The organism is Sphingomonas sp. (assembly GCF_965227385.1).
GTDB lineage: Bacteria > Pseudomonadota > Alphaproteobacteria > Sphingomonadales > Sphingomonadaceae > Sphingomonas.
Genome location: NZ_OZ245750.1, coordinates 215,635 through 241,587, shown reverse-complemented (window position 1 = coordinate 241,587; position 25,953 = coordinate 215,635). Strand labels below are relative to the sequence as shown.

Genomic DNA, 25,953 nt, shown 5'->3' with positions numbered 1-25,953 from the left:
CGATCAGGGTTGCTGGGAATTGCCGACCATCGCCTCGGCAGGGGCCGTAGCGGAGGGGCGGCGGAAAGTCACGGTCAGGGTGCGGGCGGCATCGCCCTTGGCGACCTCTACGGCGAACGGCGCGGTGCCGATCGTACCGCCGGTTGCCTGTTCGGTGGCGATGGTCTCAAGCGCGCCATCGTCCTTCAGCCCATACTGGAACAGGAAGGCGCGGATGATGTCGGTCAGGCGCTTCTTCGCGGTGTCGGCATTTGCGGCATCGGTCAGCGCGAGCGAGAAGGCGATGGTGTCGATCGCCTGCGCGTCGGGGCCGGTGATGGCGACGGTGCCGGTATTCGGAGTCTTCGCATCGGACTGGGACAGGGTGATGTCCACACCCTTTGCCGCAAAGCTGTCGCCAGCTGCGGCATAGGTCCCGATGCGATAGCCATATTGGTTGAGGCGGCCGATCGTTTCGGTCGGGAAGCCGAACATCCGGTCCGCGCCCTTGAGGTCCGCCGCCGCTTCGCGCGCCGCCGCTTCGTTCTGCGCGAGCGTCGCCTGCTCGGCAGACTGCTGGTTGCAGCCCGCGAGCGCGACGGTCGCGAGAAGGAGGGGGAAAACGCGCATCGCGATTACAGAGCCTCAGCGCCCGAGATGATCTCGACCAGTTCGGTCGTGATCGCGGCCTGGCGCGCGCGGTTGTACTGGATCGACAGCCGCTTGATCAGGTCGCCCGCGTTGCGCGTGGCGTTGTCCATCGCGGTCATCTTGCTGCCCTGCTCCGACGCGGCGTTCTCACGGATCGCGCGATAGAGCTGGATCGCGACGTTGCGCGGAAGCAGGTCGGCGAGAATCGATTCCTCGTCAGGCTCATATTCGGTGACGGCGGCACCGGCTTCGTCGACCGCGACCTCGGGAATCTTGACCGGAATCAGCTGCTGCTCGGTCGGCTCCTGCGTCAGGACCGACTTGAAGTTCGAATAGAAGAGGTGCGCGACGTCATACTCGCCCGCTTCGAAGCGCGCGATCAGGTCGTCGGCATAGCCACGCGCATCGGCAAAGCCGAGCTTGCCCAAGTCGCCGGGCTCAATCCCGTGAACGAAGTTGTTGGGGTAGAGGCGGTTCAGTACCGCGCGACCCTTGCGGCCGATGGTGTAGAACTTCACCGTCTTGCCCTGCGCGATCAGCTCCTGCGCGCGTCGACGCGCCAGACGGGCGATGTTGGTGTTGAACGCACCGGCCAGGCCCTTGTCGCTGGTCGCGACGATGAACAGATGGACCTGATCCTTGCCGGTTCCGGCGAGGAGCGGCGACACGCCGGGGCCACCCGCGACCTTCGACGCGAGGCTGGCAACGACCTGTTCCAGCCGCTGCGCATAGGGGCGCCCGGCCTCCGCCGCTTCCTGCGCGCGGCGCAGCTTGGCGGCGGCGACCATCTTCATCGCCTTGGTGATCTTCTGGGTCGACTTGACCGAGTTGATCCGGACTTTCAGTGCCTTGAGGCTAGCCATTTTCTAGTTTCCAGCCGCGCGGACGGCGTTCCAGTTGAACAGGAAATTGCGGTGTTCGGCCCAGGTCTGGCCCTGCACTCCGGTTCCGACCAGGCAGGCGGCGGTGTGATACGGCCCCTGACCATCGGTAGTGCGGAAGCTGACGCAGGTGCGACCGCGTGCGGTTTCCCAACGCCCGGCCTGAATGTCGCTATTGTAGAAGCTTCCGGACACAGTGCCGTCGGCCTCCAGCTTCAGCTTCATGGGCTGGGTGTACGGCTTGCCCGGTTCGGTGGACAGGTCCACCGTCCACGCGCCGTCCATCGGCTGCGCTGCGGGTGCAGCGACAGCCTGGGCGGCGGTGATCAGGGCAAGCGCAAGGATCACGCGAACGTCTTGCCGAACGCGGCGAGCGCGTCCTTGAGCTTCGCCTTGGTGTCGTCGCTCAGATCCTTGCTGTCGCGGATCGCGGCGAGGATGTCGGCGTGCTTGCTGCGCATTTCGGCGAGCATCGCGGCCTCGTAGCGGACGACATCGGTCACTGCGACACTGTCGAGATAGCCGTTGGTGCCGGCGAAGATCGACACGGTCTGCTCTTCGAACGGCAGCGGGCTGAACTGCGGCTGCTTGAGCAGCTCGGTCAGGCGTGCACCGCGGTTGAGCAGCTTCTGGGTCGAGGCGTCGAGGTCCGAACCGAACTGCGCGAACGCGGCCATTTCGCGATACTGGGCGAGCTCGAGCTTGATCGAGCCCGACACCTTCTTCATCGCCTTGGTCTGTGCCGACGAACCGACGCGCGACACCGAGAGGCCGACGTTGATCGCCGGGCGAATGCCCGCGAAGAACAGGTCCGTTTCAAGGAAGATCTGGCCGTCGGTGATCGAGATCACGTTGGTCGGGATGTAGGCCGACACGTCGCCCGCCTGGGTTTCGATGATCGGCAGCGCGGTCAGCGAGCCCGAGCCATTGGCTTCGTTGAGCTTCGCGGCGCGCTCCAGCAGGCGGCTGTGCAGATAGAAGACGTCGCCCGGATAGGCTTCGCGGCCCGGCGGGCGGCGAAGCAGCAGCGACATCTGGCGATAGGCAACCGCCTGCTTCGACAGATCGTCATAGACGATGACGGCGTGCATGCCGTTGTCGCGGAAATATTCGCCCATCGCGCAGCCGGTGTACGGTGCGAGGAACTGGAGCGGGGCGGGGTCCGATGCGGTCGCGGCGACCACGATCGAGTACTCCATCGCGCCGTTCTCTTCAAGCGTGCGGACGAGCTGTGCGACGGTCGAGCGCTTCTGGCCGACGGCGACGTACACGCAATAGAGCTTCTTGCTCTCGTCGGTGCCGGCGTTGACGGTCTTCTGGTTGATGAAGGTGTCGATCGCGACGGCCGACTTGCCGGTCTGACGGTCACCGATGATCAGCTCGCGCTGGCCACGGCCGACGGGGACGAGTGCATCGATCGCCTTGAGGCCGGTCTGCACCGGCTCATGCACCGACTTGCGCGGGATGATGCCCGGCGCCTTCACTTCAACGCGCGAACGCTGGTCGGAAACGATCGGGCCCTTGCCGTCGATCGGGTTGCCAAGGCCATCGACCACGCGGCCGAGCAGACCCTTGCCGACCGGAACGTCGACGATGGTGCCGGTGCGCTTGACGGTGTCGCCTTCCTTGATCTCGGCGTCCGAGCCGAAGATCACGATGCCGACGTTATCGGCCTCGAGGTTCAGCGCCATGCCCTGAACGCCATTGGCGAACTCGACCATTTCGCCAGCCTGGACATTGTCGAGGCCGTGGACGCGCGCGATGCCGTCACCGACGCTCAGCACCTGGCCGGTCTCGCTGACCTCTGCCTCGGTGCCGAAATTGGCGATCTGGTCCTTGATGACCTTGGAGATTTCTGCGGCGCGGATATCCATGGTTCTAGCTTTCAGCCTTTCATCGCATGCGCGAGGGAATTGAGACGGGTCTTGATCGAGCTGTCGATCATCTGGGAGCCGATCTTCACGACCAGCCCGCCAAGGAGAGAGGGATCGACCGACAGGTCGACGGTGACGTCGCGGCCGACGCGGGTGCGCAGCTGCGCCTTCAGTTCAGCGACCTGCGCCGAGTCGAGCGGGTGGGCCGACACGACTTGCGCGGTGACTTCGCCGCGATGGCGCGCGGCCAGCGTGCGGAAGTCGCGGATCATGCCGGGCAGCGCCGACAGACGGCGATTCTGGGCCAGCACGCCGAGGAAGCGGGTGGTGAGCGGATCGAGCTGCATCGCGCCCGCCGCCGCCGCAACGCCGCGCGCCGCTTCATCGCGACCGAGCAGCGGGCTCTTGGTCAGCGCCGCAAAGTCGGCCGATTCGGTCAGCGCCTGCTTGACCGTGGCGAGGCTCGATTCGACCGTCGCGATCGAACCGCCTTCGCGCGCCAGATCGAACAGCGCAGTCGCATAACGACCGCTTAAGCTGGCTTGGATACCGCCGGAATTATCCACGGACGCGTGTTTCCTCTTGGACTCTAGAATGGCCCCATGGGGATTCGGGGGTGTGCCTGCGCGGCACCCCCGATGGGTTGGCGCGCGCCTAGCAAAGGGGGGGCGAGGATGCAACCTGTGTGACCGTGTGATGACGGCTGCGGGTGCGCAGCGGGCTTGCCGGGAATGGCGCCGGGTGCGAAACAACTGCCTGCTGACACCGCTCAGGGGGGAATGCCATGCTTTCGATGCCGATCCGCGCCGGACTCGCCGTTGTCGCCGCCAGCCTGCTTGGGACAGCCGCTCATGCCGAAAGCGTGCGCATGACCGGGCGCTTCGCCGCACCCTATCGCGATGCCGCGATGCTCGATTCGTTGCGGGTCGGTCGGATCGCGGGTGAGGACGGGATGCAGCTGGGACTCGCAATCGAGCGCGCGCTGGGGCGACCGGATATCGAGGGCCGAACCCATTTCGACCTGGTCGGCGGGCGCGGCGGAGAATCCGACGGGTTGCTCAACGGCAATGTCGTCACCGGGGTCCAGGAAACAAAGATCAAGCGCAAGGAAAAGGACTGTGTCGAGCGCGCGGGTGGCAAGCGCGATGGCAAGTGCCTGCGCGAGGAGGAGGTCGAAAGGGACTGCACCCGGCGCATCATCAATGTGAACGCCGACCTGCGGATTGCCGATGCGCGGGCGCGCGTCGTCTATAGCGTGTCGCGTCCCCGCCGCGATGAAACCAGCTGGTGCCGCGGGCAGGACCCGTCGCGCACGACCGAAGAGGCGATTCGCGCGATGATCATCGACATCGCTGAAAATGTGCGCGCCGACATCGTGCCGTCGGTTGAACTCTACTCGATCCGCTTTCGTGAGAGCACGCGCGGCCTGCCCAAACCGTTGGAGCGGCCGTTCAAGGACATCGTCAAGCAGACCCAGCGCGACCTGCCGGCTGCCTGTGCGGCATGGGCGGCGATGGATCAGCAGGCGCCGAACCATCCGTCGGTCACCTTCGACCTCGGCCTGTGCGCCGAATCGGCGGGGGAGTATGACAAGGCGCTGGCGCTGTATCGCCGTGCTGCGCCGCTGATCGGGCGGGGCGGCAACGAGGCAACCGTGGGTGCCGACCGGGTCGCGCGGCTGATCGCCGGGCGTGCGGATGAACTGGCACGGGAGCGGGCACGCAGGCCGGTGCGGCGCTAAGGGCGCTGCGAAAGCGACTCGATTTCGGGCGCCAGTGCGCTAGCATCGCGACATGAAATCGCTTCTGATCGCCGGCCTGGTCGCCGCTATCGCAACCCCCGCTGCCGCCCAACACCGCTTTCGCGTGGGCACGGTGGAGTTCACGACCGCGCTCCCGGTGGGCTATTGTTCTGCGACGGAAGGCAAGCCTGCTGCCGTCGCGCAGATGCTGGCGGCTGCGGACAATCGCAACGTCACGCATCTGACCGCGCTTTCGTGCGACGCGGACAAGGCGTGGAAGGACTATTTCATCATCAAGACGCCGAACGAGTTGTTGGCCGTCAGCACCAATACCGCAGAGCTTCAGCAGGCAGTCGCTCCGGCGCTCAAGGCTGCGCTGGCCGCAGATGAGAATGAAGAGGCGTCGAAGAGTGTTTCGCGCACCATGGGTAGCCCGGTCCAGATCAAGGGCGAGGTGCGCGGCTATGGCCAGGACGCCAACTGCCTGTATCTCGGCGCGGTCCTCGACATGGATGCACCGGAGCGGGGGATCAAATACACGCTGGCGATGAGCGGGTGCATGACCGTTGTGGCGGGCAAGGTCGTGACGATCTATCGCTATGCGCCCGGCACCACCGATGCGGACGTTCGCAAGCTGATGCCGTCGGTGCTGGCGTTCGCAAAGGCGATCACGCCGGTCGCCGCCAACTGATCCGCTCCCCCCGGCCGGGCCGGGAGGAGCGGGGATCGGTTAGCCGCGACGCTGGCCCTGGCCGCCGGGGGCCCCGGCGGGGCGCGGGGTGAACTTCTTTTTGCGCGGGCCATAGAAGCGCGGCTTGTCGCCGGCTCCGGCGCCTTCACCACCACGCGGTGCGGCGGTGCCGAGCGTTTCGCGACGCTCACCGGCAGGGTTGCCGCGCGGGCCGCGGTCGCGCTGGGCGGCGCGGTGATGGGCGTTGCGGTCCTGCATCGTGCGGCCGTTGCGGCCATTCATCTCGTCGCGGCTGACCGGGATCGGTCCGCGGCTCGACTTGATGCGGGCCGATTCGGCAAGAAAGTCCTCGGGCAGCGGCTGGATCGCAACCTTCTGGCGGATCAGCTTTTCGATGTCGCGCAGGTACGGCCGCTCGTCATCGGCGCAATAGCTGATGGCGATGCCGGTCGCGCCGGCGCGGGCGGTGCGGCCGATGCGGTGGACATACTGGTCCGGGACATTGGGCAGTTCGAAATTGAACACATGGCTGACACCCGACACGTCGATGCCGCGCGCGGCGATGTCGGTCGCGACCAGGATCTTGACCTTGCCCGACTTGAACTCGCCCAGCGCGCGCTCGCGCTGCGGCTGGCTCTTGTTGCCGTGGATCGCGTTCGACGCGATGCCGCTCGCCGCCAGCAGCTTCACGACGCGGTCGGCGCCATGCTTGGTGCGGGTGAAGATCAGCGCGCGGTCGATGCTCTCGTCGCGCAGCGCGATGGTGAGCAGCGACTGCTTTTCCGCCTGATTGACGAACGTCACATACTGCTCGACGCGCTCGGCTGTGGTGGCGACGGGGGTCACCTTCACCTCGACCGGATCCTTGATGAATTGGGTCGCGAGGTCGCGGATCGACTTGGGCATGGTGGCCGAGAAGAACAGGGTCTGGCGCTTGCTGGGCAGCTCGCGGACGATGCGCTTGAGCGCATGGATGAAGCCCAGGTCCATCATCTGGTCGGCCTCGTCCAGCACCAGAATCTCGATGCCGAGCAGGATTGCATAGCTTTGTTCGATCAGGTCGACGAGGCGGCCGGGGGTCGCGACGACGATGTCGACGCCGCGCGCCAGATCGGTCTTGTTCTTGTGGATCGAGGTTCCGCCGAACACGGTTGCGACGCTGAGCTTGGTGCCCTTGCTATAGTCGCGGGCGCTCTGTGCGATCTGGCTGGCCAGTTCGCGGGTCGGCGCGAGGACGAGCATGCGGCAACCGCGCGGCTGCGCCCGCTTGTTCGAGGCGACGAGGCGCTCGATCGAGGGGAGCATGAACGCGGCGGTCTTGCCGGTGCCGGTCTGGGCGATGCCGAGCAGGTCGCGCCCTTCGAGCAGCGCCGGGATCGACTGCGCCTGAATGGGGGTCGCGTCGGTATAGCCCTTTGCCGACAGCGCAGCGAGGGTGGTCTCGGACAGGCCGAGGGTATTGAACTTGGTCATGGAATCTCTTTGCATAACGGCCAGCGCGCATGCGGAATGCGCGCGCGCAGGCGGGGTCAAAAATGACGACCCGCGTGATATGGGAAGCCGAGCAATCAACCGAGGCGGAGCCGGAGCCGCAGGATGAACCCCGGCCCGATCACGCTGCATAACGCCTCGCTGCGCCGCGATATGGCAGCAGGGTTGCCATAAGTCAAGATCGGAGGGGAGTTGGCGGAAACTGACGAAGTTACGCGGAACGCGGTTCTTCCTGTAAGCTTCGGACGCTTTTTGCGCGGTGACGGTGGGGCGGGGCTGACGAAGCTGACAGAAATTCGGGTGCGTAAGGCGGGCTGTCAGGTTCGGGCCGAGGGTTGGCGAGGTCCTGCGGCGGGGCGATCGACGGGGTCAAAGAGCGGTTGAGCGACGACTGGGGGATAGGAACATATGGGGTCCAACATTGCAAGGGCGAACCGTCGGCGCGCTGGCGTGTTCGGTGACCGCAGCCCATCGAATGTGGCCCTTGTTTGCAGCCTTACGCTGTCCGGTATGTTGCGCAGGCAGAGATGTTGCCGTTGCCGAAGGGGCCTCCCACAGCCGGTCCGTTTGCCCAAAGTTTATATGTCCCGGCTGGTATGGAGTAGCGCGTAGCCCCGAGGGTATACGCTGCACCTGTCCCCAGATTGCGCATGAACAGCCGCGTGTGACCCGACACGTGAACTTGAATTTCAGGCCATCGCAGCGTGATCGTGACCGGCTGTGCATTGCCGTAAACGTCCATGGTGGCGCAGACGGTCTCCAGTTTGGGTAGCGGCGCGGACGTTGGTTTTGGCTTCGGCGCCTGTGTCGGCTTTGGCCTGGGGTTAGGTGCCGGGGATGGTTTGGGCGTAGGCTTCATCGTGCCGGAGCCGGGCAGAGATGATGGCCGGGGTGTGGGCGTCGGCAATGCCACAGGCGCGTCCACGCAACGCCCGGCTACGCGCTTCTTACAGATATATGCCCGGCCCGCCGGTGGCGACTCGATGATTGCCTGTGGTCGGGGGGCGGGGTCGACCGAAAAGCCCGGAAGCGGTTTGCCGTCCTGGACGCCGCCAGTGCATCGAACCCCGCCGCCGCGATCGACAAGGCATGTTCCGGGAGCGTTTTGCTGGAACTGGCGTCTGATCGACTCTTCCGGAGCCTCGAAACGCGCTGCTCCGGAACCTTGCGTGCGGCGTGCTACAGTGGGGGCGCCGCTCCCCCGGCCCGCGATGACGACGCGAGTCGCGGGTCCGCACGTGCGACAATCGCGCAGGGCATTGGCGCGGCCCTCTTCGATCTCCGCGTCGGTGGCGCGCATGGTGCATTTCGGGGTCGAACCTGCAGGCACCAGGCCAGCGGCTGCCAATTCCGCAGCATAAGCGGGGCCATAGGTTGCACGCTCGGACACGGGGCCGACCCGCCTGGTCGGCGACACATAAAGGATGTCGGAGCTCACATTATGCAGTGAGCAATAATAAACATTGAGCGGTGTTTGCGCAGGCGTCGACTCCGTGCCAGCCCACAACAGGGCCGTCGCAGCCAGCAGCAGTAGAAACCCGCGCATCGCGTCTGCCTTCCGCTCAGCGCGCGGTTTCGTAGAAATTGATCGCGACCTTGGCCGAATCGGTAAACGCAGCATAAGTCCGGTCGCTGTCGGCCTGGCTGTAGCCCTGTTTGATGGCGTTCAAATACATCCAATAGTAATTGTAGGCTCCAGCGCAGAGCGAATGAAGCTGCACGTCGGGCCCCTTCGAATTTTGCTGAAAATACTGTTTATAGTTGTCGACGGTATACCCGCGGCAAGCGGGATGCCCCGACAGGATGTTGGGGCGCGCCGGGTAATTCTTTCCCGCTGGTGCTGCCGCACCGACATTGCCCGACGGAGCCGGCGCACCGGATCCGCCGCCCGGGCCTCCGCGAAGCGCACCGAGCAGGGACTGGGCCCCGGTCGAGGACCCAGTCGGATCGACCGCGATGCCGGTTTCCCGGGTCAAGGCGCCGGTAATCAGATTGGCGCCCGTTGTGGCGACCATGACCTCGCCAACTCGGCCGAGCGTTGCAAGCAGTCCGCCCCCCTTTTTCTTTGCAGGTTCGGCGGGAGGCGGAGGCGTGGCATGCTGGACAGCGACCTGTTCGACCCGGTCGGGGGGAGAGGCCGGAGTCATCGGCACCGCCACTTGCAGCGCGTCACTGGACACTATCGCGCCGCTGGTCGCCGTCAACTGAATGGGAACGGTGGGAACCCCGCCGATTGCACTCTGCACGAGAATATTTTCATCCGGTACCCAACCCTCACCTTTCCGCTTGTGCGTGACGAGCTGGTAGCTGGTTGCGTCGATCAGCTTGCGGGTGGTGCGAGCCTTATTGTTCGACGCTGTCGCGACGATGGCGCCATCTTCAAGACTATACCGATATTCGGTTCCCCCTCCGGTCCCCGTCAAAGTACCGGTGCCGGAATCAAGCGTCACGATCTCCTGATAGCTCTCACCCTTTCGCGACGCATTATGAGTTATGACAAGTGACTTTCCGGGTTCGCGCCAACGGTATTCCGAAACAAAATCCGATTTGCCCGACCGCCACTTCCAGTCGGTGCCTGCCAGTTGTGCGAACGGCCCCCAGATCTTGGCCATCTCTGCCTGCTCGGCGCGCTGGGCTGCCTGTGCCGCCGCGATGCGGCCCAGTTGCAAAGGCAGTTCAGCCGAACTGAGTTTGCGCCATTCGACGCTCGCGCCAGGCCGGGTCACGCCATTCACGTTGATCTCGCTATCGACGAAAATCCGGTCGGCAGTGAGCCGCAGGGTTCGCCGCGTGATTGTCGCGCCGACTGCCTCGGCTTCGATCAAAACACCCGGGCGCGGCATTTCCAGCACATATTGACGCTGGAGTGCAGTCGTCGGCTGTACCGTCACCCGGGTGAGCGAAAGGCCGTTGGGCGCTAGCCGAACTTCGTCGATCTGAGGCTCTGTCTCGGACCGCGAGTAGGTTTCGATGGCGAGGATTTCGTTACGAAGCTTCCAGCGATACTGGATAACGTCGCCGGATTTTTCATCCAGCCAGGCAGTCCCGGTAAGCGGTGTAAGCGGACCCCAGATCCGTAAGGCGGCGGGGGCGGCGGGCGCCGTCGCGACCGATCGCTTTCCTCCCTTACGCCGCTGCGCGCTTGCGTCATCGGAGATCAACACAAGATTTGCGCTCGCCGCAATTGCGAGCGCGGCCAACAACCGCTTCATTCCAGACTGCCCCCAAGTCCAACCGATCGCATTCCGCGGATAAATCGTTTTGCGGAAAACGCTCTATCTTCCCCGAATCCAAGACAATTTACACCCGCAACGACGCGTCAAAGTCAACTGACAGGACTGATGTGGGACAAGTAATGGTCCCGACATTGCTTGGTCGATGCGGTCGAGGCGTGGAATTGAGCTGTCCGACTGCTACTCATTTTCACTGAATTGAGTCAGGGTTGCACTACGCGTTGGCCGATTAGAACATTCACCCTGCAGCCTTGGCCAGCCCCCGCGAAATCTGCAGCGCCGCGTTCAGCCGTGCCCTTGGCGTCGCAAAAGCGCGGGCCACCACCAGCTTCATATCCGGTCGCAGCTTGGCGGTGCCGTCCAGGCGCTCGACATAGGCGAACAGCCCCTCGACGCTGGGGAACTTGTCTTCGTGGAAGGTGACCAGCGCGCCCTTTGGGCTGACGTCGATCTTGGCGATGCAGGCCTTTTTGGCGTTCAGCTTGGCCTCGATCAGCAGCAGCAGGTTTTCGGTTTCCTCGGGCAGCTTGCCGAAGCGGTCGATCATCTCGGCGGCGAATTCCTCGATCCCTGCGCGGTCCTCGACATCGTTGAGGCGGCGGTAGAGGCCCATGCGCAGGTCGAGGTCGGGGACGAAGCCTTCCGGGATGAGGATCGGGGCGTCGACGGTGATCTGGGGCGAGAGGTCGCGGGGGCGGTCGCTGGCCATGCCGCCGGCCTTGGCGTCCATGATCGCCTCTTCCAGCATCGACTGGTAGAGTTCGTAGCCGACTTCCTTGATGTGCCCCGATTGTTCGTCGCCGAGCAGATTGCCCGCGCCCCGGATGTCGAGATCGTGGCTGGCGAGCTGGAACCCTGCGCCCAGGCTTTCGAGGTCGGAGAGGACCTTGAGGCGCTTTTCGGCGGCTTCGGTCATCATCCGCTGGGGCGCGGTGGTCATATAGGCATAGGCGCGAGTCTTGGCCCGGCCGACGCGGCCGCGCAGCTGGTAGAGCTGGGCGAGGCCAAAGCGGTCGGCGCGGTTGACGATCATCGTGTTGGCGGACGGGATGTCGATCCCGGATTCGATGATCGAGGTGGAGACGAGCACCTCGTATTTCTTGTCGTAGAAGGCGGACATGCGCTCCTCGACCTCGCTCGGCGCCATCTGGCCGTGCGCGACGACGTAGCGGATCTCGGGGACCTCCTCGCGCAGGAAGGTTTCGATGTCGGGCAGGTCGGCGATGCGCGGGGTGACGACGAAGCTCTGCCCGCCGCGATAATGTTCGCGCAGCAGGGCCTCGCGCAGGACGACGGGGTCCCACGGCATGACATAGGTGCGCACCGCGAGGCGATCGACCGGCGGGGTCTGGATCACTGACAGCTCGCGCAGGCCCGACATCGCCATTTGCAGCGTGCGCGGGATGGGGGTGGCGGTGAGGGTGAGGACGTGGACGTCGGCCTTGAGGCCCTTCAGCCGTTCCTTATGGGTGACGCCGAAGCGCTGTTCCTCGTCCACCACGACCAGGCCGAGGCGCTTGAACTCGACGCCCTTGGCGAGGACTGCGTGGGTGCCGACGACGACATCGAGTGTGCCGTTTTCGAGCGCTTCCTTGGTCGCCTTGGCCTCGGCAGCGGGGACGAGGCGGGAGAGGCGGCCGATGCGCAGCGGGAATCCTTCGAACCGGGCGACGAAGTTGGTATAATGCTGGCGCGCGAGCAGGGTGGTGGGGCAGACGATCGCGACCTGATAGCCCGCCATCGCCGCGACGAAGGCGGCGCGCAGGGCAACCTCGGTCTTTCCGAAGCCGACATCGCCGACGACGAGCCGGTCCATCGGGCGGCCGGCGGCGAGATCGTCGAGCGTTTCGCCGATGGCGCGTTCCTGATCGTCGGTCTCGCTGAACGGGAAGCGGTCGACAAAGGCAGGGTAGGCACCGGGGTCGGGGTCGATCACCTCGCCCGGGCGGACGGCGCGGGCGGCGGCGGTGGCGATGAGTTCACCCGCGATTTCGCGGATGCGCTCCTTCATCTTCGACTTGCGGCGCTGCCAGGCTTCACCGCCGAGGCGGTCGAGCGTCGCGGCTTCTTCGGAGGAGCCGTAGCGGGTGAGGACTTCGAGGTTTTCGACCGGGACGTAGAGCTTGTCGCCGCCGGCATAGGAGAGCGCGACGCAATCGTGCGGCGCCTGCTGCACCGGGATTTGCGTGAGCCCTTCGTAGCGGCCGATGCCGTGTTCGGCGTGGACGACGAGGTCGCCGGGGGAGAGGGTGGCGAGTTCGGCGAGGAAGGCGTCGGTGGACTTCTTGCGCTTGTTGCGGCGGATCAGCCGGTCGCCGAGCATGTCCTGCTCGGTCAGCAGCGCGATGTCGGGCGCGGTGAAGCCGTGGTCGAGGGGGAGGACGATGAGCGCGACATTGGCGGAATCGCGCCCGCCCGCTGCGGCGCCCAGCGCCTCCTGCCAACCGTCCGCCAGCACGGTGCTGGTCAGGCCGTGGTCGGCGAGCAGGCCCTTGAGGCGCTCGCGCGAGCCGTTGGAATAGCTGGCGAGGATCGGCTTCTTGCCCGCCTTGCGCAGCCTGACGAGGTGGTCGGTGACGGCGTCGTAGATGTTGCTCTGTGCCGCGCGTTCGGGGGCGAAGTCGCGCGGGCCGTCGACGTTGAAGTCGAGGACGGTGGCGCTCTCGGGCTCGTGGAACGGGGTGGCGAGATGGGCGCGGGCGGATTTGAGGCGCGTCTCCCACTCGGCGGGGAGCAGGTAGAGCTGGTCGGTGCCGAGCGGGCGGTAGCTGCCGGCATCGGTCGACTGGGCGCGGACGCGGTTGGCCTGATAGTCGGCGATGGCTTCGAAGCGCGACTCCGCGGCGCCCGCTTCGCCCGGATCGCGCACGATGACGGCGCCGTCGGGGAGGTGGTCGAACAGCGTTTCCATCCGCTCTTCGAACAGCGGGAGCCAATGCTCCATGCCGGCGAGGCGGCGCCCTTCGCTGATCGCCTGATACAACGGGTCGCCGGTGGCGGTGGCGCCGAACTTCTCGCGGTAGCGGGTACGGAAGCGCTTGATCGTGTCTTCGTCGAGCAGGGCTTCGCTGGCGGGGAGGAGGGTGAAGCCGTCGACGCGGCCGGTGGTGCGCTGATCGGCGGGGTCGAAGGTGCGGACGCTTTCGATCTCGTCGCCGAAGAAATCGAGGCGGAGCGCCTGTTCCGCGCCCGAGGGGTAGAGGTCGACCAGCCCGCCGCGCACCGCGAACTCGCCGCTGTCGTGGACGGTGTCGGTACGGACATAGCCGTTGGACGAGAGGAGCGTGGCGAGCTTGTCGAGCGAAATGCGCTCGCCCGGCGCGAGGCGCGCGGTCATCTGGCGGATGCGGAACGGGGTGAGGGTGCGCTGGCTGGCGGCGTTGACGGTGGTGAGGATGAGGCGCGGGCCGGTCGGCTTGGCCTGAAGCGCGGCGAGGGCGGCCATGCGTTCGGCCATGACGCGCAGCGTGGGGCTGGCGCGGTCGTAGGGGAGGCAGTCCCAGGCGGGGAACTGGATGACCTCAAGCTCCGGCGCGAAGAAGGGCGCGGTGCCGGCGATGGCGCGCATCGCGGATTCATCGGGGGCGATGTAGACCGCGCCTGCGGTACTGGCGCGCGCGAGATCGGCGAGCAGCCAGGGGAGAAAGCCCGTGGGGACGCCGGCGAGGGTCAGCGGGGTCTTGGCGGAGAGGATGCGGTTGAGGTCGGGCATATTCCGGTTCGTCACCCCGGCGAAAGCCGGGGTCTTTCTCCGCACGCGAGCGGCTTGTGGCAGGAGACCCCGGCTTTCGCCGGGGTGACGGGTCACTTCGAAATCGGGACGTAATCCAGCGACTTGAGGTCATCCATCATTGTGCCCTGCCAGCGCGCGGGGACGGGTTCGGTTCCCATCGCCCAGGCCATGATGTCGACGTCCTGTTCCTCCATCAGTTCCTCGAACCAGGTTACCTGATCCTCGGTCCAACTGGCCGAGCGCGCGTCGTAAAAGCCGCCGAGCATCAGGTCGGCTTCCTTGATGCCGCGATGCCAGGCGCGGAAGCGGAGGCGTTTGAGGCGGGTTTCCAGATCCATCTTCATCCAACGCAGATTGGCCGACGGCGCTTTTGCGCGCAGTCGGCTGGGTGTAGGGGGGCAGATAAACATGCGACCCGATATCCTCAACCCGCTGTTCGCCGAAGTCACCGCGCTCAAAGGCGTGGGGCCGCAACTGGCCAAGCCGCTGGAGCGGCTGGGGCTGGCGCGGGTGGTGGATGTCGCCTTCCATCTGCCGAGCGGATATATCGACCGGCTGCCGCGCGAGGAGCTGGATCAGGCCGATGTCGGGCGGACAATCGCGATCAAGCTGACCCCGGTGAATTATCGCATGAGCGGGAGCGCGCGGGCGCCAGCGCGGGTCGAGGCGACCGATGCGCGCGGCAATTATGTGACATTGGTGTTCTTTGGCGGGAATAGCGGCTGGGCCAAGAAGCAGCTGCCGCTGAACGAGGCCAAATGGGTGTCGGGGCGGCTGGACCAGTACGGCCAGGAACTGCAGATCGTACACCCGGAGATCGCCGCGATCACCGAACCGCGGCCGGGCGGGCGTGAGGCGATCTATCCGCTGTCGGAGGGGATGACGTCGAAGCGGCTGGCGGATTTTGCAGGCCAGGCGGTGGCGCGTGCGCCCGAGCTGCCCGAATGGATCGAGCCGAGCTTGAAGGCGCGCAAGGGCTGGCCCGCGTGGCGCGAGGCGCTGGCGGCGATCCATGCCGATCCGGCCGATGCCAAGGCGCGCGACCGGCTGGCCTATGACGAGGTGTTCGCCAATCAGCTGGCGCTGATGCTGGTGCGCGGGGCGGCGCGGGCGAAGAAGGGGCGGGCGCTGGCCGGCGACGGGCGGCTGCGCGATGCGCTGCACCTGCCATATACGCCGACCGGCGCGCAGGCGCGGACGATCCGGGAGATCGAGGGGGACATGACGCAGCCGCGCCCGATGCTGCGGCTGCTGCAGGGCGATGTCGGCGCGGGCAAGACGCTGGTGGCGGCGATGGCGCTGTTGATCGCGGTCGAGGCGGGGGCGCAAGGGGCGATGCTGGCGCCGACCGAGATCCTCGCGCGGCAACATTATGAGACGTTGCGCAAGCTGTTCGCCGGGCTGGGCGTCGAGATCGCGATCCTGACCGGGCGCGACAAGGGGCGCGCGCGTGAGGCGACGCTGATGGGGGTTGCCGATGGATCGATCGACATCTTGATCGGCACGCATGCGATCTTTCAGCAGGGAGTCGCGTATCGCGACCTCGGCCTTGTCGTGGTGGACGAGCAGCATCGCTTTGGCGTGGCCGAACGGATGATGCTGCAGGCCAAGGCGAAAACCGCGCCGCATCTGCTGGTGATGACCGCGACGCCGATCCCGCGCACGCTGCAACTCGCGACGCATGGCGAGATGGATGTCAGCAAGCTCGACGAGATGCCGCCGGGCCGCCAGCCGATCGAGACGAGCGTGATCAGCGAGGAGCGGTTGGAGGAGGTGGTCAACGGCCTTGCCCGCCATCTGTCGGGCGGGGGGCAGGCCTATTGGGTGTGCCCGCTGGTCGAGGAGAGCGAGAAGACCGACCTGGCCGCCGCCGAAGCGCGGGCCGAAGCGTTGCGCGCGCGGTTCGGCGAGCGGGTGGGGCTGGTCCATGGCCGGATGAAGGGGGCGGAAAAGGACGCGGTGATGGCGCGCTTTTCTTCAGGCGAACTCGGGGTGCTGGTCGCGACGACGGTGATCGAGGTGGGGGTCGATGTCCCCAACGCGACGCTGATCGTGATCGAGGCGGCGGACCGGTTCGGGCTGGCGCAGCTTCACCAGTTGCGCGGGCGCGTCGGGCGCGGCGGGGGGCGGTCGGTGTGCGTGCTGCTGCGCGGGGGGACGCTCAGCGAAACGTCGCGCGCGCGGCTGGCGCTGATGCGCGAGACCAATGACGGGTTTCGCATCGCCGAGGAGGATCTGCGCCTGCGCGGCGCGGGCGAGATACTGGGGACGCGGCAATCAGGGGAGCAGACGTTCCGGCTCGCCCCGCCCGAGAAGTTCGCCGAACTGATCGCGGCGGCGACGGACGACGCGCGCCTGCTGGTCGATCGCGATGGCGGGCTGGACGGCGCGCGCGGGCAGGCGGCGCGGGTGGCGTTGTATTTGTTCGAGCGCGATGCGGCTGTGGGGTTGTTGCGGGCGGGGTAGGAGGAACATTTGGCCAAGGCGAAGCGAAAGACGTTGCCCAAGGAGTTCGATGCGCTGATCGAGGCGGGCGATATGGAGACATTGAAGGCAGTATTCGAGACCTGCGACATCAATGCGCGGGGCGGCTATTCGAAGCAGACCGCGCTGGCGTTTCGCGGCTGCCCTGAGGAACTGACGCGCTGGCTGGTCGAGCGTGGCGCAGACCTCGAAGCTGCGGATAGCTATGGCGAAACTCCGCTTCATGCCCAAGCCGGGTATAGCAACGGCGGCGTTGCTGTGCTGATTGAGCTCGGCGCGAATGTGAATAGCGGCGACGGCGCGCGAGGGACACCGCTGCACAAGGCGGCGGATAGGGGCAATGTCGACGCAGCGCGACTATTGCTGGCACATGGCGCACGTGCGGACGCGCGCAACGAACGCGGGCAGACGCCGCTGGTTTATGCGCTTGAACGTTGCAGCAACATTCAGATCGTGGACCGCGCCGCAATGGCCGAGCTGTTGCTCGGAGCCTTGGAACCACCGCCTGCGCCCGCACGGAGCATCATGGATCGGCTGTTTGGGCGGCAGGCGCAGCCAGCATCCCGCGTCACGCCCGAGATGCAGGCATCGGTCGAACGGATCGGAACGAACTTCGAGTTCCATCGCGCGGGCTTCAATCCCGATCATGTCGAGGAGGTCAGCGCTGCGCTCGATCGCCTCTATACCCTGTTCGGGGTTCGGGCTGTTCCCCGCCGGGCGATGCATGATGGCGTATCGCCGATCACCGCCAAGGCACGGCGCTGGCAGGACCAGCACCAGGAGCTATGGGAAATGCTGGTGCCGTCCAGCGGCTCGGCTCGCACGGTGCAGGGGGAGGTGATCCGCATTTCGGGACGGGTCAGCGATGAAATCGAGGGCAATGGCGGCGTCAATTGGGACGGCGATTATCGCGCCATGACTAAGGCGTTTCTCTCACATCTCGGATCGGGCACGCCACTGCCGACCGCTTTGCTGGACGAGGTGACGGCGATCGTAGCCGGCTTGAAAGCGACCGGCGGCGAAACGCAGCGGTTGTGTGAAGTTGCGGTGGAATGGGTCAGGCTGAATCCGACGGCCATTCCGCTCGCGAAACCTAACTATGATCGCTGAAGTCGGCGATCACCCCGCCTTCAGCATCTGCGCGAGCAGCTCGTAATAGCTCGCCAGGTCGACCGCGCTGTCGAAGCTCACTCCGATCCGGCCACCCAGCGCCCAGCGGATTTCTGCAGGGGCGACACCGACCACCGGGAGCATGACGCGCAGGCGGTCGCCCTCGGCAAATTCGTGTTCGCAGCGGTCCATCAGGCCGTGGGGAGAGATGTTGACGATCAGCAGCGTGCGCGGCTGGGCGTCGGGACCGAAGGCGCGGGCGCGGAAATGGACTTCGTCGCGGTCGGTGTTCCGACGATCGCTGTCGGCGGCGGTGGCGCGCACGATGGACGAGAACTGAAAACTCATACTGGCCCCCACCGACTCGTGGCTCGATGTCAGATTGGGTAGGCTGCAGGGCGTAAACAGCTCCGCAACCGGATTGGTTACCAGTGGTTACTTACGTAGTCCTACAGGGGTGCGATCACTCCGGGCGCAGCAGGCCGTGATGCTTCTTGCCCGCCGAGACGCGCACTTCGGCGGCGCCGACGGTCACGGTCGCAGCCTCGTCGCTGACCTTTTCCCCGTCGATGCGCGCGCCGCCGCCCTTGATCAGGCGGCGGGCCTCGCCCTTCGATGCGGCAAAGCCGAGGCCGACGAGCGCGTCGACGACGCTGATTTCGCCGCTGACCGACAGGATGGGGAGTGCGTCGCCCGAGGTGCCTTCCTCGAACGTCTTGCGCGCCGTTTCCTCAGCCGCCAGCGCGGCGTCGCGGCCGCGGCACATGGCGGTGGCTTCGGTGGCGAGGATCTTCTTCGCCTCGTTGATCTCGGCGCCCTGCAGCGCTTCGAGGCGGGCGATCTCGTCCAGGGGCAGGTCGGTGAACAGGCGCAGGAAGCGGCCGACATCGCGGTCGTCGGTGTTGCGCCAGAACTGCCAGTAATCGAAGGCGGGGAGCGCGTCTTCGTTGAGCCACACCGCGCCCGACATGGTCTTCCCCATCTTGCCGCCGTCCGCCGTGGTGATCAGCGGGGTGGTGACGCCATAGACTTCGGTCCCGTCGACGCGGCGCGACAATTCGATGCCGTTGACGATGTTGCCCCACTGGTCCGACCCGCCCATCTGCAGGCGGCACCCGGCGCGGCGCGACAGCTCCAGGAAGTCGTAGCCCTGAAGGATCATGTAGTTGAATTCGAGGAAGCTGAGCGACTGTTCGCGGTCGAGGCGCAGCTTGACCGAATCGAAGCTGAGCATGCGGTTGATCGAGAAATGCTTGCCGATGTCGCGCAGGAACGGGATGTATTCGAGCTTGTCGAGCCAGTCGGCATTGTCGACCATCATCGCGTCGGTCGGGCCGTCGCCGAAGGTCAGGAACTTCTCGAACACCGTCTTGATCGACGCGACATTGGCCGCGATGACCTCGTCCGTCATCAGCTTGCGCGCTTCGTCCTTGAAGCTGGGGTCGCCGATCTTGCCGGTGCCGCCGCCCATCAGCACGATCGGCTTATGCCCCGTCTGTTGCATGCGGCGCAGCAGCATGATCTGGACGAGGCTGCCGACATGCAGCGAGGGCGCGGTCGGGTCGAAGCCGATATAGCCGGGCACGATCTGCTTGGCGGCCAGCGCGTCGAGCGCGGTGGCGTCGGTGACCTGGTGGATGTAACCACGGTCGGACAAAGTGCGGAGCAGATTGGATGCGTATTCGGTCATGGTGCGCGGGCGGGTAGCATGGAGACGCGAGTTTGCAAAAGCATCGGTTGATACCGCATCTCGCCATGCCGCATCCCGTCATCACGCTTGACGTGGAGGTGACGCGGCTCGGCGAGACCGGCCTGCGCCTGTGGTATGTGGTGTCTGGAGCGGTCGACACGATCCGCATTGCCGAATTGGGCGAACCGGCGCGTGTCGATGGTCTTTGGCAAACAACCTGCTTCGAAGCATTTTTCCGGATTGGGGGCGGTCCGGCCTATGATGAGATCAACCTTGCGCCGTCGCGGCAATGGGCAGCCTACCGCTTCGACGCGTATCGCGAGGGAATGCGGCCGCTGGAGATGGTCCAGCCGGAGATCACCGTTGCAAGCTGGGCCGAAAGTATCGCGGTCGGTGCCGATCTCGATATCGGGCCACAGCTTGCCGGTCCCGCCGCACGGCTCGCGCTCACCGCCGTGATCGAGGAAACCGACGGCACCAAATCCTATTGGGCGCTGGCGCATCCGGGGGAGAAGCCGGACTTTCATCACCCGGACGGGTTCGTGCTCGCGCTTCCCGCAATACCGTAATTACGGTGGGCAAAGATCGTTGCAAAAGTAAACCATCTGTCCGCCGCCCGAATAGTTTCATCGCATAACTGTTATTGACAAAAACAATCTCGGATGTGAGTAATATTGGACCGACGATCGCCAAGAATCGCGGGTAAAAAGGGGAGTGTGACGATGGGTCGAGGGACTTCGCGCGCGCAGGGTCGCGCTGCATCCAGCATCGCCGCGATCGCGGCATTTCTGAGCTTTACCGCAGCTGCGCCGGCATTGGCGCAGGATAGCGCAGAAGAAGCGACTACGGCAGCGGAAGGCGAAATCCTCGTCACCGCGCGCCGCCGTGAGGAAAGCCTGCAGGACACGCCGGTCGCGATTTCCGCCTTTAGCGCCGAGACGCTGCAGGAGCGGCAGATCACGCAGACGCAGGACCTTGAGCGGATCACGCCCAGCCTGCAGTTCAAGCCGGCCGGCCAGCTGTCGGGCAACAGCGCGTCGTCGGTGGTGTTCATTCGCGGCGTGGGTCAGGTCGATCCGACCGCAGCAGTCGATCCGGGCGTCGGCGTCTATCTCGACGAAGTCTATCTGGGCCGCGCGGTCGGCGGCGCGATCGATTTCGGCGATATCGCGGGCGTCGAAGTGCTGCGCGGTCCGCAGGGGACGCTGTTCGGGCGCAACACGATCGGCGGCGCGATCCTGGTTCGCACGCAACAGCCGATTTTGGGCGAATTCAGCGGCCGGGCGCGCGTGCGGGGCGGCAGCGAAAACCTGATCGAGGGCTTTGGCGTGGTCAACGTCCCGTTGGGCGAGACGGTCGCGGCGCGCGTGTCGGGCGGATTCCGCAAGCGTGACGGCTATGTGTTCCGGGTGGTCGACGGGCTGGACCTGGGTAACGAGAACCGCTTCTCGCTCGCCGCGTCGTTGCTGTGGGAACCGTCGAGCGACTTCGACCTGTTCCTGCGCGCCGATTACAGCAAGCAGGACGAGAATGGCGCGCCGTTCACCTTTGCCGGGATCAACGAGCAGGCGCCGGTCGCGGCGATCGCCAGCGTCGCGGCGGGCTGCCCCGGGGCGACGATCCCGTTCGCGCCGCTGACTCCCGGCGATCCGCGCTTTGGCGCGCCCAACGTGCCGATGACCAACGACATCCGCTGCGCCAATGACCTGCAGGCGCGCGGGCCGTTCGTGAACGGCGGCACCGCGCCGGTCGAGAGCAATTCGGAAGTGTGGGGCATCGGCGCGACCGCCAATATCCGCCTGACCGATGTCGCGTCGGTGAAGCTGATCACGTCATACCGCGAGACCGAATCGCGCGGCATCCGCGACGGCGACAACACGCCGCTGTTGCTGATCACCACCGACGTCGCTGCGCAATCGGCGCAGTTCAGCCAGGAAGTCCAGCTTCAGCTCGACTTCGGGTCGGTCAATGCGATCATCGGCGGCTATTATTTCAACGAAGTCACCGATGAGCGCGCGACCGTGCCGCTCGCCTTCCCGCCATCGCCGCCGGTGATCGGATCGCTGCTGGCAGGCGGGCCGGGGTCGCGCGATCTTCAGGTTTCGCGGCTCAAGACCGATTCGGTCGCGGTGTTCGGCGAACTCGCCTGGAACGTCACCGATGCGCTCGAGATCAGCGGCGGCCTGCGCTACACCAGCGACCGCAAGAATTATCGCGGGACGGTGCTGAACCTGTTCCCCGCGACCCTGCCCGATCCCAACCCGCTGCCGACGCTGGCCACGTCGCAGGGCGGGCCGCTGTTCATCTTCAGCCGCCCGTTCCAGCAGGATTTCTCGGCGCTGACGGGCTCTGCGAGCATCCAGTATCGCTGGAACGACGCGATCAGCACCTATGCGTCCTACGCCAAGAGCTTCAAGTCGGGCGGCTACAACACCCGGTACAACGCGGCGCCGGCGGGCAATCTCCCGGTGCCGTTCGCGGAGGAAAGCGTCACCAGCTACGAGATCGGCGCCAAGACCAATATCGGTCGGCTGCGCCTGAACCTCGCCGCGTTCCAGGCCGAATATCAGGACATCCAGCTGATCTTCCGCCAGGGCGTCGTGCCGATGCTGTTCAACGCAGGCGAGGCGCGCATTCGCGGGCTGGAGGCCGAGGCGAGCCTGCGTACCAGCTGGGGCCTCATCTTCGACGCCGGGCTCAGCATCCTCGACGACAAGATCAAGACCATCACCCCGGTGCCGGGCGCGACCGCGACGGTGACGCCGAACGACGACCTGCCCTTTACCCCGGACATGCAAGCCAATTTCGGCATCGCCTATGCGATCCCGCTGGGCGGCGACATGACGCTGACGCCGCGCGTCGATGGCAGCTACCAGTCGAAGATCACCTTCATCACCGGCAGCATCCCGCTGATCGAGGAGGATGGCTATTTCGTCGGCAACGCATCGCTGACGCTCAAGCTCGGCAACGGGATCGAGGTGAGCGGCGGCGTCAACAACCTGCTGAACGAGCAGTATCTGATCCAGGGCAACGCCTCGCTGGCGACGCTGGGCTATGCCGAGCGCATCTTCGCCCGTCCGCGCAGCTGGTATGTGCAGGTGGCGGCGTCGTTCTGATCGGTTGACTGCGGCGGGGCGGTCCGGGTGTCCGGGCCGCCGCTTCGTGCGTCGGTAATCAGCGCATCGTGGCGGCGGCGATGGCGGTCGGGACGACGATTGCGTCCTCGATCAGGCCGGTCGCGGTCTGGCTGTGCCGATCCATCGCGGCCTTGCGGATGCGCCAGCTGACATAGGTTGCTGCGGCTGCGGTCGTACCGGCGACTGCCGCTGCGGCCCAGCGCCGATGCCGGGGCGCCAGCATCGCGCCGGCGAGCGCCGCGTTGAGCGTGCGCACCATGACCGCAGGCGTGACGATACGGTCGCCGGCCTTGTCCTGCTTGTCGCCGGCCAGTTCGAGCAGAGCGAGCGCCCCGGTCGCCACCGACGCCATGGGATGGGCGAGCAGCGCCGGCGCGGCGCTGTCGCGTGGCAGCTGTCCCATGCGCGCGGCATTGGTCACCACGGCAAGCGGGGTCATTGCGCGCGAGCCGGCGGCGAGGCCGACCAGGATCGATCTGAGCATGCGGGGTCCTTGTGTCGTTGCCCGCCCAACGGATGAAGCGTTGGACGGGTCCGCCGCAGCGCGACAAAGCCGATTGCTTTGCGCGCCAAGTCCCGGCACCCAACGCCCATGAACTTCGGTATCGACCGGCTGATCGCCGACCCCGCTTTGCTGGCCCAACTCAAGGGGCGTCGCGTCGCGCTGCTCGCGCATCCCGCGTCGGTGACCGCGGACCTGACGCACAGTGTCGATGCGCTGGTCACGGCGGGGGTCACCGTGTCGGCGATGTTCGGGCCGCAGCATGGCGTGCGCGGCGACCTGCAAGACAATATGATGGAATCGCCGGACTATACCGACCCCACTTACGGGATGCCGGTGTTCAGCCTGTATGGCGACGTGCGGCGGCCAACGGGCCAGTCGATGCACACGTTCGACGTGATCCTGATCGACCTGCAGGATCTGGGGTGCCGCATCTACACCTATGTCACGACGCTCCTCTATATGCTCGAAGCCGCGGCCGAGCATGGCAAGGAAGTGTGGGTGCTCGACCGGCCCAACCCGGCGGGCCGCCCGGTCGAGGGGCTGACGTTGCTGCCCGGGTGGGAGAGCTTCGTCGGCGCGGGGCCCATGCCGATGCGGCACGGCATGACGCTGGGCGAGATGGGCGCGTGGTTCATCGAGCACTTCAAGCTGGACGTCGCCTATCGCGTGATCGCGATGGAGGGATGGGCGCCCAACGCTGCACCCGGGTTCGGCTGGCCGCCCGAGCGCGTCTGGATCAACCCCAGCCCCAATGCCGCCAACGTCAACATGGCGCGGGCCTATGCCGGGACGGTGATGCTGGAGGGGACGACGCTGTCCGAAGGGCGCGGGACGACGCGCGCGCTGGAGCTGTTCGGGGCGCCGGACATCGACGGCAAGGCGGTGATCGCGGAGATGCGGCGGATTGCGCCGGAATGGACCGCGGGGTGCACGCTGCGCGATTTCTGGTTCCAGCCGACCTTCCACAAGCATGTCGGGCAATTATGCAGCGGCGTGTTCATCCATGCCGAAGGGGCGGGGTACGATCATGACGCCTTCCGGCCGTGGCGCTTGCAGGCGTTGGGGTTCAAGGCGATCCGGGCGCTCTACCCGGACTATGACCTGTGGCGCGATTTTCCGTATGAGTACGAGTTCGAAAAGCTGGCGATCGATGTGATCAATGGCGGGCCGGGGCTGCGCGCGTGGGTTGACGATGCGGGGGCGGTGCCGGGCGATCTGGATGCGGCTGCTGGGGCGGATGAGGCGGCGTGGGTCGCGCTGCGCGAACGGTTCCTACTCTACTAAAGGGCGTCACCGCGGCCATGTGCCGGGGGCCACCGGGAGGCAGGCGCGAAGCAAGAGGTTAGAGCGTCGGGAGCGAGGCCAAGTGGACCCCGGCACAAGGCCGGGGTGACGAAGGGGGGATGCGAATGGTCCCCCTTCCCCCGCCGAATCAATTCGCCTAACCGGATCAACATGCTGGCGGGGCTGATCTTTGCGACGGAGGATGCGGGCGATCGCGCGGGGGTGCTCGCCGCGACGCTGCCGTTCGGTGGGATGACCCTGCTCGAATATCAGGCGCGACTGCTGATCGGCGCGGGTGCTGGGCATATTCTGGTGGCGGTCAGCCGGGTCACGCCGGCGCTGCTCGGCGCGGTCAGCCGCGCGGCGAAGCGCGGGGTGCCGGTCGATATCGTGCGCTCGGCGGCGGAGGCGGCGGCGCGGGTCCATCCGCTGGCGCATGTCGTAGTGGTCGCCGACGCGCTGGTCACCACCGACGACGTGATCGACAAGATGGCGGGCGAGGGCAAGGACGCGATCCTGGTAACGCAGGACCCCGCCGCGTCGCTCGAGCGGATCGACGCGCGCAATTGCTGGGCGGGTGTTGCGCACACGCCGGCGCGGCGGATCAAGGACATTGCCGACTTTCCGCCGGATTATGATTTCCAGTCGACCCTGCTGCGCGCGATCGTGCAGGCCGGGGCGGAGCAGGTGCCGCTGTCGGCTGGCGCGGTGCGCGCGGGCCATGGTGTCGAGCGCGAAGGCGCGGCGCTGGCCAGCCGCAGCAACGCGGTGCTGGCGGCGCTGACCGAACGGCGGACGAGCTGGGCCGACCGCCATGTCTTCACCCGCATCGCGCGCTGGGTGCTGCCCAAGGTGGTGGAAAAGGGCATTCCCGCCTGGCTGCTGATGGCCGGTGGCGCGGTGACCGGGGCGGGAGCGGTCGCGCTGATCGCGTTCGGCTTTGCCTGGGGCGCAGGAGTCGCGATTCCCGGCGTCGCGGCGCTGGCGACCGGAGCCGCGCTGTCGGCGTTGCGCGGCGAGGAAAAGCGCGCGCTGATGCAGGAGGCGCTGATCGGCGGGATCGTCGGCGCGGTGGTCGGGGCATTGGGGCTCGGCGAGATGCGGATCGACGCGACGCTGGACGGAACGATCCTGGCGCTGGTGACGATTGCCGCGACCGCGATTGCCGAGCGCAGCCAGGCGGTGATTCGCCGCTGGTGGGGCAGTCCGGCGGCCTATCTGCTGCTGGTCACGCCCTTTGCCATCGCCGGGCGGGTCAGCTGGGGACTGGCGCTGATTGCGATCTATGCATTCGCGACGCTGGCTGCGGCGGTTGAGAGCAGGCGGGAAAAGCCTTAGGGCGGCCTTAACCGCATTCCGTTATTCCGGAGACCATGTCCGACCCAAATGTCGACATGAGTGACGGCGCCACCGTTCGGGGCGCCCGCACGTTACTCGCGCATGCCGCGAGTGCGGACGCTGCCGCTTGG

The 25,953-nt window shown here is 66.2% G+C and carries 20 protein-coding genes; 8 read left to right on the top strand and 12 right to left on the bottom strand.

Annotated features, from left to right (window positions below):
• Nucleotides 1-3: 3 nt before the first annotated feature.
• Genes ACO05N_RS01115 through ACO05N_RS01095 form a run of 5 tightly spaced genes read right to left on the bottom strand, consistent with a single transcriptional unit; the run spans nucleotide 4 to nucleotide 3,951 of the window.
• The gene (locus ACO05N_RS01115; RefSeq protein ID WP_422055366.1) at nucleotides 4-609 is read right to left on the bottom strand and encodes a hypothetical protein; all 606 of its coding nucleotides are present in this window, start codon (nucleotides 607-609) and stop codon (nucleotides 4-6) included.
• A gap of 5 nt (nucleotides 610-614) precedes the next feature.
• On the bottom strand, nucleotides 615-1,493 hold the full coding sequence (locus ACO05N_RS01110) for a F0F1 ATP synthase subunit gamma (RefSeq protein WP_422055365.1): 879 nt from the start codon (nucleotides 1,491-1,493) through the stop codon (nucleotides 615-617).
• Nucleotides 1,494-1,496: 3 nt separating this feature from the next.
• Nucleotides 1,497-1,859 (bottom strand): hypothetical protein, encoded by a 363-nt coding sequence (locus ACO05N_RS01105; RefSeq protein WP_422055364.1) that lies wholly within the window; start codon nucleotides 1,857-1,859, stop codon nucleotides 1,497-1,499.
• On the bottom strand, nucleotides 1,856-3,385 hold the full coding sequence (atpA, locus tag ACO05N_RS01100) for a F0F1 ATP synthase subunit alpha (protein WP_422055363.1): 1,530 nt from the start codon (nucleotides 3,383-3,385) through the stop codon (nucleotides 1,856-1,858). Before atpA ends, ACO05N_RS01105 begins: the two co-directional genes overlap by 4 nt.
• 11 nt (nucleotides 3,386-3,396) lie before the next feature.
• Entirely contained in the window at nucleotides 3,397-3,951 is a 555-nt protein-coding gene (locus ACO05N_RS01095) for a F0F1 ATP synthase subunit delta (protein WP_422055362.1), read from the bottom strand.
• Between the two features lie 218 nt (nucleotides 3,952-4,169).
• Between ACO05N_RS01095 and ACO05N_RS01090 the strand changes: the two genes are divergently transcribed.
• Together ACO05N_RS01090 and ACO05N_RS01085 are read left to right on the top strand one after the other, a co-directional pair.
• Entirely contained in the window at nucleotides 4,170-5,126 is a 957-nt protein-coding gene (locus ACO05N_RS01090; protein WP_422055361.1) for a hypothetical protein, read from the top strand.
• A gap of 52 nt (nucleotides 5,127-5,178) precedes the next feature.
• Entirely contained in the window at nucleotides 5,179-5,817 is a 639-nt protein-coding gene (locus ACO05N_RS01085; protein WP_422055360.1) for a hypothetical protein, read from the top strand.
• A gap of 39 nt (nucleotides 5,818-5,856) precedes the next feature.
• Here the strand turns inward: ACO05N_RS01085 and ACO05N_RS01080 are convergent, their stop codons facing one another.
• From ACO05N_RS01080 to ACO05N_RS01065, 4 genes are all read right to left on the bottom strand, one after another.
• Complete coding sequence (locus ACO05N_RS01080; protein ID WP_422055359.1) at nucleotides 5,857-7,290, bottom strand: DEAD/DEAH box helicase; 1,434 nt, start codon at nucleotides 7,288-7,290, stop codon at nucleotides 5,857-5,859.
• A gap of 1,580 nt (nucleotides 7,291-8,870) precedes the next feature.
• A complete protein-coding gene (locus tag ACO05N_RS01075; RefSeq protein ID WP_422055358.1) occupies nucleotides 8,871-10,520 on the bottom strand; it encodes a hypothetical protein in 1,650 nt (549 codons plus the stop codon).
• A gap of 259 nt (nucleotides 10,521-10,779) precedes the next feature.
• Nucleotides 10,780-14,253 carry a transcription-repair coupling factor gene (gene mfd / locus ACO05N_RS01070; RefSeq protein WP_422055357.1) on the bottom strand — a complete coding sequence of 1,158 codons (3,474 nt, stop codon included), beginning with the start codon at nucleotides 14,251-14,253 and terminating at the stop codon, nucleotides 10,780-10,782.
• Nucleotides 14,254-14,345: 92 nt separating this feature from the next.
• A complete protein-coding gene (locus tag ACO05N_RS01065) occupies nucleotides 14,346-14,612 on the bottom strand; it encodes a succinate dehydrogenase assembly factor 2 (protein WP_422058678.1) in 267 nt (88 codons plus the stop codon).
• Between the two features lie 70 nt (nucleotides 14,613-14,682).
• Between ACO05N_RS01065 and recG the strand changes: the two genes are divergently transcribed.
• Together recG and ACO05N_RS01055 are read left to right on the top strand one after the other, a co-directional pair.
• Complete coding sequence (gene recG, locus ACO05N_RS01060) at nucleotides 14,683-16,740, top strand: ATP-dependent DNA helicase RecG (RefSeq protein ID WP_422055356.1); 2,058 nt, start codon at nucleotides 14,683-14,685, stop codon at nucleotides 16,738-16,740.
• Nucleotides 16,741-16,749: 9 nt separating this feature from the next.
• Complete coding sequence (locus ACO05N_RS01055) at nucleotides 16,750-17,868, top strand: ankyrin repeat domain-containing protein (RefSeq protein ID WP_422055355.1); 1,119 nt, start codon at nucleotides 16,750-16,752, stop codon at nucleotides 17,866-17,868.
• A gap of 9 nt (nucleotides 17,869-17,877) precedes the next feature.
• On the opposite strand, the gene ACO05N_RS01050 is transcribed toward ACO05N_RS01055, so the two are convergent.
• Entirely contained in the window at nucleotides 17,878-18,216 is a 339-nt protein-coding gene (locus tag ACO05N_RS01050; RefSeq protein WP_422055354.1) for a PilZ domain-containing protein, read from the bottom strand.
• Nucleotides 18,217-18,331: 115 nt separating this feature from the next.
• Complete coding sequence (tyrS, locus tag ACO05N_RS01045; protein ID WP_422055353.1) at nucleotides 18,332-19,558, bottom strand: tyrosine--tRNA ligase; 1,227 nt, start codon at nucleotides 19,556-19,558, stop codon at nucleotides 18,332-18,334.
• 65 nt (nucleotides 19,559-19,623) lie between these two features.
• On the opposite strand from tyrS, the gene ACO05N_RS01040 reads away from it, so the two are divergent.
• Nucleotides 19,624-20,127, top strand: a complete 504-nt coding sequence (locus tag ACO05N_RS01040; protein ID WP_422055352.1) for a DOMON-like domain-containing protein — start codon at nucleotides 19,624-19,626, stop codon at nucleotides 20,125-20,127.
• A gap of 153 nt (nucleotides 20,128-20,280) precedes the next feature.
• The gene (locus ACO05N_RS01035; RefSeq protein ID WP_422055351.1) at nucleotides 20,281-22,674 is read left to right on the top strand and encodes a TonB-dependent receptor; all 2,394 of its coding nucleotides are present in this window, start codon (nucleotides 20,281-20,283) and stop codon (nucleotides 22,672-22,674) included.
• 58 nt (nucleotides 22,675-22,732) lie between these two features.
• Here the strand turns inward: ACO05N_RS01035 and ACO05N_RS01030 are convergent, their stop codons facing one another.
• The gene (locus tag ACO05N_RS01030) at nucleotides 22,733-23,179 is read right to left on the bottom strand and encodes a DUF4126 family protein (RefSeq protein ID WP_422055350.1); all 447 of its coding nucleotides are present in this window, start codon (nucleotides 23,177-23,179) and stop codon (nucleotides 22,733-22,735) included.
• Between the two features lie 108 nt (nucleotides 23,180-23,287).
• Here ACO05N_RS01030 and ACO05N_RS01025 point away from each other — a divergent pair, with 108 nt between their 5' ends.
• Nucleotides 23,288-24,484 carry an exo-beta-N-acetylmuramidase NamZ family protein gene (locus tag ACO05N_RS01025; protein ID WP_422055349.1) on the top strand — a complete coding sequence of 399 codons (1,197 nt, stop codon included), beginning with the start codon at nucleotides 23,288-23,290 and terminating at the stop codon, nucleotides 24,482-24,484.
• A gap of 171 nt (nucleotides 24,485-24,655) precedes the next feature.
• Nucleotides 24,656-25,822 (top strand): hypothetical protein, encoded by a 1,167-nt coding sequence (locus tag ACO05N_RS01020; protein ID WP_422055348.1) that lies wholly within the window; start codon nucleotides 24,656-24,658, stop codon nucleotides 25,820-25,822.
• Nucleotides 25,823-25,953: the final 131 nt, after the last annotated feature.